General features: G+C 61.8%; 15 protein-coding genes. 9 read left to right on the top strand and 6 right to left on the bottom strand.

The features are described from left to right. Nucleotides 1-3: 3 nt before the first annotated feature. The gene (locus IB267_RS26575; protein WP_192450506.1) at nt 4-630 is read right to left on the bottom strand and encodes a hypothetical protein; all 627 of its coding nucleotides are present in this window, start codon (nt 628-630) and stop codon (nt 4-6) included. Nucleotides 631-663: 33 nt separating this feature from the next. Next, complete coding sequence (locus IB267_RS26570) at nt 664-2,058, bottom strand: selenium-binding family protein (RefSeq protein WP_192450505.1); 1,395 nt, start codon at nt 2,056-2,058, stop codon at nt 664-666. A gap of 303 nt (nt 2,059-2,361) precedes the next feature. On the opposite strand from IB267_RS26570, the gene IB267_RS26565 reads away from it, so the two are divergent. Next, the gene (locus IB267_RS26565) at nt 2,362-3,879 is read left to right on the top strand and encodes a PIN-like domain-containing protein (protein ID WP_192450504.1); all 1,518 of its coding nucleotides are present in this window, start codon (nt 2,362-2,364) and stop codon (nt 3,877-3,879) included. Between the two features lie 71 nt (nt 3,880-3,950). Here IB267_RS26565 and phnF read toward each other — a convergent pair whose 3' ends face one another. Further along, a complete protein-coding gene (phnF, locus tag IB267_RS26560; protein ID WP_192450556.1) occupies nt 3,951-4,700 on the bottom strand; it encodes a phosphonate metabolism transcriptional regulator PhnF in 750 nt (249 codons plus the stop codon). A gap of 90 nt (nt 4,701-4,790) precedes the next feature. Here phnF and phnG point away from each other — a divergent pair, with 90 nt between their 5' ends. Genes phnG through IB267_RS26520 form a run of 8 tightly spaced genes read left to right on the top strand, consistent with a single transcriptional unit; the run spans nt 4,791 to nt 10,217 of the window. Then, on the top strand, nt 4,791-5,258 hold the full coding sequence (phnG, locus tag IB267_RS26555; RefSeq protein ID WP_192450555.1) for a phosphonate C-P lyase system protein PhnG: 468 nt from the start codon (nt 4,791-4,793) through the stop codon (nt 5,256-5,258). Further along, nucleotides 5,258-5,866 (top strand): phosphonate C-P lyase system protein PhnH, encoded by a 609-nt coding sequence (phnH, locus tag IB267_RS26550; RefSeq protein ID WP_192450503.1) that lies wholly within the window; start codon nt 5,258-5,260, stop codon nt 5,864-5,866. The genes phnG and phnH overlap by 1 nt, the downstream gene beginning before the upstream one ends. 3 nt (nt 5,867-5,869) lie before the next feature. Next, nucleotides 5,870-6,979, top strand: a complete 1,110-nt coding sequence (locus tag IB267_RS26545) for a carbon-phosphorus lyase complex subunit PhnI (protein ID WP_192450502.1) — start codon at nt 5,870-5,872, stop codon at nt 6,977-6,979. Further along, nucleotides 6,976-7,248: a hypothetical protein gene (locus IB267_RS26540; RefSeq protein ID WP_192450501.1), complete on the top strand. Its 273-nt coding sequence runs from the start codon at nt 6,976-6,978 to the stop codon at nt 7,246-7,248. The genes IB267_RS26545 and IB267_RS26540 overlap by 4 nt, the downstream gene beginning before the upstream one ends. Then, on the top strand, nt 7,245-8,123 hold the full coding sequence (locus IB267_RS26535) for an alpha-D-ribose 1-methylphosphonate 5-phosphate C-P-lyase PhnJ (protein WP_192450500.1): 879 nt from the start codon (nt 7,245-7,247) through the stop codon (nt 8,121-8,123). Before IB267_RS26540 ends, IB267_RS26535 begins: the two co-directional genes overlap by 4 nt. After that, nucleotides 8,120-8,896 carry a phosphonate C-P lyase system protein PhnK gene (phnK, locus tag IB267_RS26530; RefSeq protein WP_043623284.1) on the top strand — a complete coding sequence of 259 codons (777 nt, stop codon included), beginning with the start codon at nt 8,120-8,122 and terminating at the stop codon, nt 8,894-8,896. Before IB267_RS26535 ends, phnK begins: the two co-directional genes overlap by 4 nt. Nucleotides 8,897-8,898: 2 nt before the next feature. Next, complete coding sequence (phnL, locus tag IB267_RS26525; protein WP_192450499.1) at nt 8,899-9,606, top strand: phosphonate C-P lyase system protein PhnL; 708 nt, start codon at nt 8,899-8,901, stop codon at nt 9,604-9,606. Then, nucleotides 9,603-10,217, top strand: a complete 615-nt coding sequence (locus tag IB267_RS26520; protein ID WP_192450498.1) for a DapH/DapD/GlmU-related protein — start codon at nt 9,603-9,605, stop codon at nt 10,215-10,217. The genes phnL and IB267_RS26520 overlap by 4 nt, the downstream gene beginning before the upstream one ends. A gap of 54 nt (nt 10,218-10,271) precedes the next feature. Here the strand turns inward: IB267_RS26520 and IB267_RS26515 are convergent, their stop codons facing one another. The 3 genes from IB267_RS26515 to IB267_RS26505 form a co-directional block, all read right to left on the bottom strand. Next, the gene (locus IB267_RS26515; RefSeq protein ID WP_192450497.1) at nt 10,272-10,844 is read right to left on the bottom strand and encodes a DUF922 domain-containing Zn-dependent protease; all 573 of its coding nucleotides are present in this window, start codon (nt 10,842-10,844) and stop codon (nt 10,272-10,274) included. Between the two features lie 209 nt (nt 10,845-11,053). After that, nucleotides 11,054-11,578, bottom strand: coding sequence for a DUF992 domain-containing protein (locus tag IB267_RS26510; protein WP_034800084.1), 525 nt, complete (start codon nt 11,576-11,578; stop codon nt 11,054-11,056). A gap of 340 nt (nt 11,579-11,918) precedes the next feature. Next, nucleotides 11,919-13,637, bottom strand: a complete 1,719-nt coding sequence (locus tag IB267_RS26505; protein ID WP_192450496.1) for a dihydroxyacetone kinase family protein — start codon at nt 13,635-13,637, stop codon at nt 11,919-11,921. Nucleotides 13,638-13,639 lie beyond the last annotated feature (2 nt).

Genomic DNA, 13,639 nt, shown 5'->3' with positions numbered 1-13,639 from the left:
GTTTCATTGGATGAGAAGAACGACGCCGGTTGCCCCGAGTGCGAGCGACCAAAGACGATCGAAATTGATCCATGCCGAACGCAGGATCGCAAGATCGAACCAGGCGAAGACGGCAAGCGCCAGCGCGGCGGTCACCGTCAACATCGCGACGCTATGCACCGCGACGGCCGCGAGCGAGATCGGCAGCGAACTTGCCATCGCCAAGTCGCCTGCGTGACCTGCAAGACAGAGACTGAGCACCGCCGGCACCAGCATGAGGCCGGCCCCGTGGCTCGTCGCCATCAGGAAGGACCAGAGTGCAAGCCCCGCCATGCCAGTCCGCATCCCGATCCGGACGCGGTGGCGATGGCCATACACGGCGGTGTAGCCGGCGGCGGCGAGAATGAGCAAGGCCGCAGCGATCCTGAACGTGTTCGGATCGAGCACCGAGCCGAATGCTGCGAACACCGCCAGCACGGTCGCGACCGAGATCGCGTGACCGACCGCGATGGGCGCGAGGGACAGCCAGACGACCCGGCTGCTTTGCCGGTGAAGCCCGAGTGCCACGGCAAACAACCAGCCCATCGCCGGATTGAGGCCGTGAAAGGCGCCGAGGCCGGCGAGCGAGAGCCATGGCCAGACTGCCGTCATTCCTCGTGACCGGGCTGCACCACAGCTCCCTCCTCACGGATAACAATAGGAATCGGACGAGCAGTCGCCGCCTTCGAGGCGAACCTGATGCGGTCGGTGGCCCTTTGGCCAATCGACGAAAAAGCGCTCGTCGAACGCGATCCCGCCACCATCGGCGACATCGAGCTTGACCATCCATCCGTCGATGCCTTCGGGATAGAACTGCGGGTCGATGGCGCCATAGAGCGAATTGGTGAAATACACCCGCTTTCCGTCACGGCTGATCTCGACCATCTGCGGCCCACCGTTGAGCGCGCCGTTCTTCGCCTTCGGATGGCTCGCATGCGAAACGATGCCGCCGATGCGGACTCGTCCCGTTTCCTTCGGTGCGAAGGGGTCGGACACGTCGTACTGGATCATGTCGCCGGTTCCCCAGCACGAAACGTAAAGGAAGCGGTCATCCATCGACAGGTCAATGTCGGTGACAAGCGGCGCAACCGCGCTGAAGCCTTTCAGCACCGGCGGCAGCAGATCCGGATCGGCCGGTTCTGCCGGGATCTCGATCACCTTTTTGACCGCCCATTTGTCGCCGTCACGATACCACGTCCAGATCGAGGCCGAGAGATCCTTGAGGCTGATGACGCAGCCGACGAAACCATAGGCTTTGGTCGGGTCGTGCGCAGGGCGCAATTCGAAGACGAGTTGGTGTTCCTCGCCAAAATCGATCTCCTGCACGTGCTTGCGCTTGTGCAGGTCCCAGAAATGCAAGCGCCGGCCGTACTTCGAACCAAGGAGCACCTCGGGAACCAACCCGTTCTCGAACGTATCGGGCGTTCCCCATTCGCTGGTTATCATCGTGTCGTGGCCGAGATGCCACCAGAAATCATAGGCGAGCTTCTGCGGCCCGCGATCCATTTCCCATTGGCCAAGAACGTCGAAGCTCTGATGATCGAGCAGGAAAATGCCGCCGGGCGCCTTGCCGTCGCGATCGGCAAGCGCGTTGACGTAGATGCCTTCAGGCCCGCAATGGGTGGTGTGCAGCCGTGAATAGTTCGCCTTCTCGGCAATTTCGGCGGGCTCGATCACCCGCACGATCTTCGGATTGCGCGGATCCGGCTTGGTGTCGATGATGTGCAGACGCGAGGAGCGCAGGCCCGGCACCACCAGATAGCGGCGCTCGACATGCGGATGCGGCGCATTGGGGCACAGGCACGAGGAACAGGCGTTCCAGCCGAAATGATGCAACTCGTCGCCGACATTGGGCATATCGACCTTGCCGACGATCTGCGAATAGTTCGGCGACGCCGGATCGACATCGACGACCGCGATCGCGTCCGGTCGTCTTCGGTCCGGATCGAAAGCCGCCACGTAGGCGAGCGTCTCCTTTGGGGCCTTGGCCGCCATCCGCGGTGATGGATAGAAGGATGGATCGGGTCGCCACGTCGCCATTGCCATTCTCCCCCTTAGAGAAGTCCCGAATGCGCGGTTCCTGATGCAGGCTCCGGTCATGCGGCAAAAACGCGTCGGAAATGCGGCCCTTGCCTTATTTCCTGACGGGGAAGCCCTGTGCTTGCAGCCCTAGCGGAAATAAAAGCTGTGACCGTCGCCAATGACAACCTTCCGCTCAGTTAGATTATGCCGGACGGCCTGCTTAACGTGCTCGACTCCGAAATCTAGGCGTGCAGTATTGCTCAAGTACAAGCAACGAGTCGCAGCGAGATCACATCGCTGAGTAAACCGGCAGTGCACCTTATGAAACCTACATTCTCTGAGTTCTATAAGCCTACCGACGATGAATTGAAGGCTCTTTGGAAAGAGAGTCTTTTTGTGATTGATGCGAATGTTGTTCTCAATCTCTATCGATATCCCGGCACGGTGCGAGAGGACCTCCTGAAGTCGCTGCATAATGTCGCCGACAGGCTGTGGATGCCTTTTCAAGCCGCGTTTGAGTATCAAAGAAAACGATTGGACGTGATCGGAGAGCAAAAGAAGGCGTTCGATACTATCAAGAATGAACTGACAAATTCTGTATCGAAGATGAAATCGCTATTCAGCGCGCGGCATCCACTGATCGAACAAGGTACGCTTGTCGAGGATGTTAAGAAGCTTGTGGATGAATACGTCGAGAAACTTCAGCCCCTAAGTGATAAACAGCCTGCCGTCCATGAACACGATCAAATTCGTGAGAAAGTCGATAAGCTGCTGAACGGAAGAATAGGTCCTGAGCCTTCGAAGGAGGCCGTTGAGAATATGTGCGCCGACGGTCAGGATCGGTACGAGCGTAAAATTCCACCGGGTTTCATGGATGCCAAAAAGGAAGATGTACACCATTTCCGGGGGATCCGGTACGAAGCGAAGTTTGGTGACTTATTGCTTTGGCTGCAAGTTTTAGAGCACGCGAAAAGTGCAGGGTTCAAATCACTTATCTTCATCACCGATGACACTAAAGAAGATTGGTGGCAAATCACATCCGGAAAGACGATTGGTCCTCTACCAGCACTCAAGGCAGAAATGAAATCAGCCGCAGATGTGGATCACTTCCATATGTATACGACTGAGAGTTTCCTTAGATTCTCCGAGCAGCATTTCAACACTAAGATTGATCCTCGAACAATAACTCAAGTTGCCAAGATAAATGAAGCGACAAAGGAATTCTACAGCGATCGAGGCGAATTTATAAAACAAAAATATAGAGGCGTTTGCTATAATATAGAGGTTGAGCCCAAAAGCCTTGTTAGCAGAGCGGCTCTCAAGAACATGGTATATTCACAACTTCAACCAATGATCCCTTTGGACGCGTTCTACATCGTGGACAACGGAGTTGATATTGAGTTGTACACCATGGCTGAAGACATGAATGACGAAATTGCGAACGCACTGATATCCCTACCAGGGGTATCTGGAATTCGCCTGCTAGAGCCGAAAAAGCGGTGGATGACCTACGCTCCAAATTTGTCTTATGTCACGGCGGAAGAAAACACTCATACAGGGAATCGACGGCTTTTCGACATGGAAATCTTCCTTGACCCGCTCGAGGATGCTGACCTGTTAAAGGTGGCCAATTGGGTTAAGATGGTGTTGGATAGAGCACTTCAAGCTATCGAGCCCCGAGATATGCGTAGGTTCTCTTCCACTATGCTCACGCGCAGCCTAGCTGTAAAAATACACCTTCCCCTTTTGTACAAGGAAGCGCAGGAGCTTCGTGCCGCCCTAGGGGCCCTTGAAGGTGTTGAGAAAGTCAAGCTTGTCGACCCTAACTTACGCGGCTAATCCACGCGTTCTTCAGTCGGCTTTGTGGCGGATAATCATCGGCGGCTTCGCTTATTCTTATTCGAGGCGAGTTAAGTCTCGATCCGCAGCTTCATCCGGTCAGCGGCAAAACGGCTACGCGAATACTCGATCGGCTTGCCGCCGAGATCGGCGTTGATCGACTGGGCTTCGAGCACGATTGCGCCGGGCGAGAGCTTCAGCATCGAAAGCTCCTCGGCATCTGCATGCCGGGCGACGATCTCGGTCGAGGCGCGTACATAATCATCCAGGCCGTGGGCTGCAAAGGCCTTGGTAACGGAGTGCAGCCGTTCGAATTCCTCGGCCATGCGCGGGAAGCGATGCGCAGGATAATAGCTCGATGACACCGAGAGCGGTCGGCCATCGCCGCTGCTGACGGTGCGAAGCTCGGTCACAGGATCGCCCGGCGAAATGCCGAGCGCCTTTGCCACCTCTCCGCTCGCCGGCAGTTCGGCATGGCCGAGCAGCCGCGTACCGATCTCCTTCACCTGGCGGCCGAGACCTTGCGAGAAGCGCGTGCGCTTGGAGATCGGATAGCTCACCCGTTCCTTGCGCTCGATCATCGTGCCGCGCCCCTGGACGGCGCGCACCAGCCCCTCTTCGGCAAGCGCCGCCAGCGCGCTTCTGACCGTGTGTCGATTGACGCCGAACTCGCCGGCGAGCGTCGTTTCCGGCGGCACCATGCCGGTCGCATCATAGTCGCCATTGCTGATGGCCAGGCGGATCCGGTCGGCGATCTGCCGCCATAGAGCGACCCCCGTCTGGCGCTCCACCACTTTTCTCGTCGCCGGATCTTTTCGCATTGGCATGTCACAAGCCTGTCATTTGCGGAAGTTATGGAAAAGTATAAGATGTACAGTTGTCTAGATCAATAGACATTTGAGGTGAAAATGATGGATGCGAAGCTGAAACAGGAAAGCCCGCCGGATCCGGCGCGCAAGAAGGCCATGGGGCTGCTCGCCCGCGCAACCCTCGACGAGCTCAGCGCCGCCTGGGAAGCGCTGGCCGACAAGCCGGACGTTCATCCGGTCCGCGGTCCTGAAACCGGCCTTGTCATGGTGCGCGGCCGCATCGGTGGCGGCGGCGACGCCTTCAATCTCGGAGAAGCCACCGTTTCGCGTGCCACAATCCGCCTTTCGACTGGCGAGATCGGCCACGGGCAATTGCTCGGCACGGACCGGCAGCGCGCGCGGCTCGCGGCCATCTTCGACGCCCTTGCCCAACGTGACGGCGACAGGGTCGGTGTCGATGCCCTGCTTGGCCGCGTGGCTGACCGGCTTGCCCAGGAAGAACGCCGCAAGGCCGAGGAGACTGCGGCCACCCGCGTCGACTTTTTCACCATGGTCCGGGGAGACGACTGATGGCCAGCCATTCGCAGATTTACGCCGGCGCCTTTGCCGATCCGGTCTTTGCAGCCCAGTCCGTCTTCCGCGACCTGATGGATGGCTTTGCACGTCCGGGCACGATCAAGCGCCTTGGCGCGACCAGCACGCCCCCCGCTCCGCTCGCTGCGGCCGCCGGCGCCGTGGCGCTGACCTTGTGCGACCATGACACGCCCGTTTGGCTGACGCCGGCGCTTTCCAAATCGGCCGTTCCGCAGTGGATCGCCTTCCACACGGGTGCTCCGCTTACCACCAGCAAGACCGACGCGCGCTTTGCCTTCATCGAAAAGGGCGCAGCCTTCCCCGGTTTCGATCAGTTCTCGCTCGGCACACAGGAATATCCGGACCGCTCGACGACACTCGTCATCGAAGTCGAGGCGCTGACCGGCGGCCCGGTACTGACCGCCAAGGGCCCCGGCATCAAGGACGTAACGGACGTTGCGGTGAAGGGGCTGCCGGATGTCTTCCTCGAATTCTGGACGTCCAATCGCGCGATTTTTCCGCGCGGTGTCGATCTCGTGCTGACGACCGGCGACAAGCTCGTCTGCCTGCCGCGCACCACCCGTCTTTCGCTCAAGGAGGCGTGAGCCATGTATGTAGCCGTCAAGGGCGGGGAAGCCGCCATTGCCAATGCCCACCGCCTTCTCGCCGATCGCCGCCGTGGTGACCGTAGCCTTCCCTCCATCACTATCGACCAGGTAGTCGAGCAGCTCGGCCTTGCGGTCGATAGAGTGATGGCGGAAGCCTCACTCTATGACCGTGCGCTCGCAGCCCTTGCCGTCCGCCAGGCGCGCGGCGACATGATCGAGGCGATCTTCATCCTGCGCGCATACCGCACGACGCTGCCGCGCTTCGGTTACTCCGAACCGGTCGACACCGCCAACATGAAGGTCGAGCGCCGCGTTTCGGCGACCTACAAGGATCTGCCGGGCGGCCAGCTCCTCGGCCCGACCTTCGACTACACCCACCGCCTGCTCGACCCATCACTGATCGCCGACGAAACGGTCGAAGAACCGGCAGTCAAGGAGCCAGGTGAGCATGTGATGCGCGTCTCCGACATTCTCGACGGCGAAGGCCTGATCGAGGGTGATGGCCAGATGCCCGAGGGCCATGTCATGGGCGACCTTACGCGCGAGCCGATGGAGTTTCCGATGGCCCGGGACTTGCGCCTGCAGGCACTCGCCCGCGGCGACGAAGGCTTCCTGCTGGCCCTCGCCTATTCCACCCAGCGTGGCTACGGCCGGACCCATCCCTTCGTCGGCGAAGTGCGTATCGGCGAAGTGGAGGTCGAACTCGACCTACCGGAACTCGGCTTTGCCGTCTCGCTCGGCTCGATCCGCGTCACCGAATGCCAGATGGTCAACCAGTTCATGGGCTCGGCCAAGCAGCCGCCGCAGTTCACCCGCGGTTATGGCCTCGTCTTCGGCCAGAGCGAACGCAAGGCGATGTCGATGTCGCTGGTCGACCGGGCGCTCAGGACCGACGAATTCAATGAGGACATCGTCGCCCCCGCCCAGGACCAGGAATTCGTCATCTCACACGCCGACAACGTCCAGGCGACCGGCTTCGTCGAGCACCTGAAGCTGCCGCACTATGTCGACTTCCAGGCCGAACTCGATCTCGTGCGCCGCATGCGCCGCGATTACGAGGCCGCGAATTCAGGTGAAACACCGAAGGTACAACGGGAGGCGGCCGAATGATCGGGCATGCCGTCAGCTCTGGCGGCTCAATCGCCGCCGCCATCCCCGCCACCACAATCGCCGCCGTCACCGGCATAGACACCACCGGCGTCGCCACCTCCGTCGTTCTTACGCGCCCTGCTGTCCGGCCCGCGCTACGGCCGGCGGGCAATGCCGAACAGGCCGGCAACCGCCGAACAAAGCACGAAGATCCCAATCACCCAGACGAAAATCTCGCTCAAATCCTGGCCTCATCAGCGGTCGATACACTCAAGGGTAATCAGCGATGAACGACCTTGCTACCTATAATTTCGCCTATCTGGACGAACAAACCAAGCGCATGATCCGCCGCGCGATCCTGAAGGCGATCGCCATTCCCGGCTACCAGGTTCCATTTGCGTCGCGCGAAATGCCGATGCCCTATGGCTGGGGCACCGGCGGCGTGCAGGTCACCGCCTCGATCCTCGGTCCGCAGGACGTCTTGAAGGTCATCGACCAGGGCGCCGACGACACCACCAACGCGGTCTCGATCCGCGCCTTCTTCCAGAAGGTCGCTGACGTCGCCGTCACCACCCGGACGAAAGAGGCGACGATAATCCAGACGCGCCACCGCATCCCTGAGGAAAAGCTCTCCGAGGGTCAGACGCTCGTCTACCAGGTGCCGATCCCGGAACCACTGCGTTTCCTTGAGCCGCGCGAGACCGAAACGCGCAAGATGCATGCGCTCGAGGAATACGGGCTGATGCATGTGAAGCTCTACGAGGACATCGCCCGCAACGGCCATATCGCCACGACCTATGCCTATCCGGTGAAGGTCGAGGGTCGCTACGTGATGGACCCGTCGCCGACGCCGAAGTTCGACAATCCTAAGATGCACATGTCGGAAGCGCTGCAGCTCTTCGGCGCTGGCCGCGAAAAGCGGATCTATGCCGTGCCGCCCTATACCGACGTCGTCAGCCTCGATTTCGACGACCATCCCTTCGAGATCCAAACGTTCGACAAGCCCTGCGCGCTCTGCGGCGCAGAGGACGTCTATCTCGACGAGGTGATCATCGACGACAAGGGCGGACGAATGTTCGTCTGCTCCGATACCGATCATTGCGAAGACCGCCGCGCCTGTGGCCATGCAGGTCACATGCTCGCACGCCAGGAGGCCGCAGAATGAGTACGCTCCCGCTTCTGAAAGTGAACGACGTCTCGAAGTTCTACGGAAGCCGCATCGGCTGCCGCAATGTCTCGTTCGAGCTCTATGCCGGCGAAGTGCTCGCCATCGTCGGCGAATCCGGCTCCGGCAAGACGACGCTTCTGTCCTGCCTGTCGACGCGCCTGATGCCGACGTCGGGCATCGTCGAATATCACATGCGCGACGGCCAGTACCGTGACCTCGCCCGCATGGGCGAAGCCGAGCGCCGCTTCCTGATGCGTACCGACTGGGGCTTCGTGCACCAGAACCCGGCCGACGGCCTGCGCATGACCGTGTCTGCCGGCGCCAATGTCGGCGAGCGGTTGATGGCCGTCGGCGATCGCCACTACGGCAACATCCGCGCCACCGCCAGCGACTGGCTGGAGCGGGTGGAAATCGGCATCGACCGTATCGACGACCAGCCGCGCGCCTTCTCAGGCGGCATGCGCCAGCGCCTGCAGATCGCCCGAAACCTCGTCACATCCCCTCGCCTCGTCTTCATGGATGAGCCGACCGGCGGCCTCGACGTTTCGGTTCAGGCGCGCCTGCTCGATCTGGTGCGTGGTCTCGTTCATGACCTCGGCCTTGCCGCCATCATCGTCACCCACGACCTCGCCGTCGCTCGCCTTCTCTCGCACCGCATGATGGTGATGAAGGACGGCGCCGTCATCGAACAGGGGCTGACCGACCGCGTGCTCGACGATCCGCGCGAGCCCTATACCCAGCTCCTCGTTTCCTCGATTTTGCAGGTCTGATCATGGCAACTCCTCTCGTTGTTTCCGAAGTCGCAAAAAGCTTCACCATGCACCTGCGCGACGGTATTCGCCGGCCGGTCGTCGCCAACGTCTCCTTCTCTGTGAAGGCTGGCGAATGCGTCGTTCTCGGCGGTCCCTCCGGCGTCGGCAAGAGCTCGATCCTGAAAATGCTCTACGGCAATTATGGCGTCGACGAAGGCCAGATCCTGATGGATCACGACGGCAAGCTGGTGAACCTCGCAACCGCCGAGCCGCGCACCGTGCTTGAAGTCCGGCGCACCACGCTCGGCTATGTCAGCCAGTTCCTGCGGGTCGTACCGCGCGTCTCCTCGCTCGACATCGTCGCCGAACCGCTGCAGGCTCGTGGCATGCCGCTCGAAGAGGCCCGCACCCATGCGGCCGAACTGCTGAACAAGCTGAACCTGCCGCGCGAACTCTGGAGCCTGCCGCCGGCAACCTTCTCCGGCGGCGAGCAGCAGCGCGTCAACATCGCCCGCGGCTTCATCACCGACCACAAGATCCTTTTGCTGGACGAGCCGACCGCTTCGCTCGATGCGAAGAACCGGGCGGTCGTGGTCGAACTGATCGCCGAGAAAAAGACCAAGGGCACAGCCCTGATCGGCATCTTCCACGACGAAGAAGTGCGCGACGCGGTTGCCGACCGCATCCTCGACGTTTCGGCCTTCTCGCCCAGAAGGGCTGCCGCATGAGCCAGAAGCTCGGGCTCGAGCCCTTTATCCACCCGACGGCGAGCGTCAACAATTCGACGCTCGGGCGTTACACCGAAGTGCAGGAGCGCTCGCGGCTCGACGAGGTCGAGTTCGGCGACTACTCCTACATCATGCAGGACGGCTCTATCTGGTGCGCGACGATCGGCAAGTTCGTCAACATCGCCGCTGCCGTGCGCATCAACGCCACCAACCACCCGACCTGGCGCGCGACGCTGCACCACTTCACCTACCGTGCGCCGAACTATTGGGACGACACCGAACTCGACCACGACCTCTTCGCCTGGCGTCGCTCGAACCGGGTGACGATCGGCCATGACGTCTGGATCGGCCACGGCGCCACCATTCTGCCGGGCGTCTCCGTCGGCAACGGTGCCGTCATCGGTGCCGGTGCGGTGGTCTCGAAGGACGTCGCGCCCTACACCATCGTCGGCGGCGTTCCGGCGAAGCTCATCCGCGACCGTTTCAACGAAGGCGTCGGCGAGCGCATGGACGCGCTTTCCTGGTGGGATTGGGACCACCAGCGCCTGCGCCGCGCACTCGACGATTTCCGCGAGTTGACGGCCGAGGAATTTTTGGTCCGTTACGCCTGAGTGATACGGCGCCGGGCAGAGGTTCGGCGCCTCTTCGAACTGAGAACGCGGCAGTTACGGCCCGTTCACCAGCCTCAGGATCAATTGGTGAATGTTGCCGCCATCCGTCAGTTCCACTTGATCGAAGTCGCGGCTGCGCTGGCGCTGCGCCTGCGAGAGCGCGCCGAGGCGCTCGGTCATGACTGTCCTGATCTTGCGGCACTTCGGATCGTCGGGAACGGTCAGCCCCAACGTTGCCTGCTCGATCGCGCGCACCATCTCCTTAATGAAGTCACCATGTACGAGCTCGTGCTTGCGTACGCCGTCGATGAAGACGTCCCAGTTCTCGCGCGTGCCTGAAGGCAGCGGCTTTGCCGGTTTCGGCAGGGTGTAGGTGATGATCAGCTTCGGCTTTGCCACCGCCAGCACACAGGCGCCGCTCTGCTGCTCATACTTCCGCGTCCAGGTCAGCTTGAAATTGGTGTGGGCGATCGCCCTGCCGATACCAGCCTTGGGGCCGCGCTCGCCGATCGAGGCATAGAGTTCCGCGCCCGTCTGTCCGTTGACGGTGTAGAGCGCTTCCTTTTCGACCGCTTGCCATTCGGCCGAGGCGGTGTGCGGCGCGCTTGCGAAACAAAAGGCAATCATCCCAAAGCAAAGGCTTCTGTTCAATCCGGTCCCTCGACATTCGCTCTTATGGCGCCAACTCCCGCTGGCCTTCCTTAACCGCGAATCGGAGGATGGCAACAGCGCAAAATTCAAAGGCACCGCACGCTCGTCTGAGTGTGCGGTGCCTTTGTTGTCATATGCGTCCCGTCGAGCCAGCCATGGGAGGAGCAGCGGCCCGACGCCGGACGTTAGTTGACGGCCGTCAGCGTCATCGACGTGCCGGTTGCGGCCAGGTTGAGGCCGATTTGGCCGGTCACGCTGATCGTCTGCAGGTGGATCGACCCGGAGGTGCCGCCGACGAGGATGTTGGCACCGATACCGGCGCCGACGGTCGCTTCCGCGGTTGCACCCTGATAGAGGCCGCCGAGCGAGCCGCGGTGATAGCCGGCGGTCGGGGCGAACACGGCCCAGATCAAGCGGCTCTGCGTCGTGAAGCCGACATCGACGCCCATCTTGCGGATGGCGCCCGAATAGTGGTCGGACGCTTCGGCGCCCATGGTCGAGCGGAAGACGCAATCGACTTCCTTGGCCGACCCAAGCACATAGCCGACACCGCCGGCGATGTTGCAGTCGAGGTAGCCGATCTTGACGCCATTGCTGGTGTCGGGCTCAGGCTGCGGTTGAACTGTCGCGAGATCAGCTGCGTTTGCGGCGATCGCGCCAGCGAGAACCAGAGACGCTGCGGACACCTTCACGGCAAAACTCTTTTTCATTCTTGTCTCCTTCTCGGAACGTCAGAAATGATTGCCATTTGACCGGCGGCACGCGAACTCAAAAACATAGCGCACGCTGCAGGAAAACAAAGCCATAGCCCGCGATCGGGCAATTCCGTGGCAAGCTTTTAGCAGATGATAAAATTGGTCGGGTTTCCCCAACAATGACTGCAGATAGTGTTGAAAAAGCCACGAAAAGGCGGGCCTTGAGCCTTCTGCCAACGCGTTCTGGCGCGACATCGTGTGACGGTGGCGCCGAACGGCGCAGAGGGAGGCGGTCACATCGGGAGAGGTTTCCGATCGGGCGGCGACGCCGCCCGACCGGAGGAGACAATTAATCTCAGGCCTTTGCGGCCTGCGCCAGCACACCGGCGGCAACGCGAGCCGTCAGCGCCAGCGAAACGGCGCCAGCGTCCGGATGGCCGATGCTCTTTTCGGCGAGCGGCCGTGCTCGGCCAAGCTTCGGCGTCAGGCTGGACGTGGCTTCGGCCGCTTCGGTCGCAGCCTTTGCCGCCGCCTGCCATGCCTCGATCAGCGGCTTTCCGGCGGCAAACTCGCGCTCGAGGGTCTCGACGAAAGGCACCAGCGCATCGACCAGCGTCTTGTCGCCGATACGGGCGCGGCCGAGGCGGGTCACGCCATCGAGCGCACGGCGGGCGCCGTCGACAACAGCGGCATCGCTCGGGGCTGTATCATCGTTGAAGGCATTGCTCCAGGCGCGCAGCAGCAGGCCCCAGATCGCACCCGACGTGCCGCCGGCCCGGTCCGCCCAGGCATCGCCCGCCACCGCCAGCACGCTGGCGGCACCTGCGCCGGCTGCCACAGCAGCTTTTGCCGCTTCGTCCGCCGCCGCCGAACCGCGGCGCATACCCTGTCCGTGGTCGCCGTCACCGGCAAAGGCGTCGATGCGACCGAGCTCGTCTTCCGCCTGCTTCAGCGCTTCGGCCATTTCGCCGATCAGCCGCGCAATGCACACGCCGCTCTGACGGGAAGCCTCGGAAGCCGGCGCGAAGGAAATCGCGTCCTCGTCATCCTTCAGCGTGTCCGTCGCGGGCTCGGTGGCAATGATCGCCCCCTTGCGCAGCGCCGGCGCATCGCACGCCGCGCGCCAGTAGGTCTCGAGTTCGTCATTCAGCCACATCAGCGTCAGCGAGCAGCCCTGCATGTCGAGGCTGGTGACGAATTCGCCGCATTCCGGATCGACGATTTCGAGGCCAGCCGCCTTCAGTTCCTTTTCGATCGCAACCCAAAGCACGAAGAGTTCTTCATACTTGGTCGAACCGAGACCGTTCAGAAGCGGTGCGACCTTGCGTACGTCGGCCGGCCGCTCGGCAAGCAGCTTGCCAACGAGCAGCTTGGCGAACTCTGTCGCCGAAACCATCTTTTCTTCGCGGATGCCCGGCTCGCCGTGGATGCCGAGACCAAGCGCCATCTCGCCCTTCGGAACGGTGAAGAGCGGTCCCTTGGCGCCCGGAAGCGTGCAGCCGCCGAAAGCAACGCCGAAGGAGACGGTGCGGTCGTTGGCAAGACGGGTGACGCGCTCGACCTCATCGAGATTGAAGCCCGCTTCTGCAGCGGCGCCAGCGATCTTGAAGACGACGAGGTCGCCGGCGATGCCGCGGCGCTTGGCAGGCGTTTCAGCCGACGCGCTGGCGACGTCATCCGTCACCGGCACGATGCGCACGTCGATGCCTTCGGCGCGCAGGCGCTCGGCGGCAACGCCGAAATTCAAGACGTCGCCGGCATAGTTACCGAAGCCGAGCAACACGCCGCCGCCCTGGTCGGCCACTCGGCAGACGCGGGCAACGGCCGCAGTCGACGGCGAGGCAAAGACATCACCTGCCACGGCCGCATCCGCCATGCCCGGGCCGACATAGCCGGCAAAGGCCGGATAGTGGCCGGAGCCGCCGCCAACGACGACGGCGACCTTGCCCTTCGGCACCTTAGTCGAGCGCACGACCCCGCCCTTCACGAGACGGACGTTGCGCGCGTAGATCGAGCTGAATCCGGCAAGCGCGGTCGTCGCAAATTCTTCCGGTGCGTCAAAGATTGTGGTCATCG

The sequence above is a fragment of the Ensifer sp. ENS09 genome (assembly GCF_014852425.1).
Lineage (GTDB): Bacteria > Pseudomonadota > Alphaproteobacteria > Rhizobiales > Rhizobiaceae > Ensifer.
This window is presented reverse-complemented; position numbering and strand designations above follow the sequence as displayed.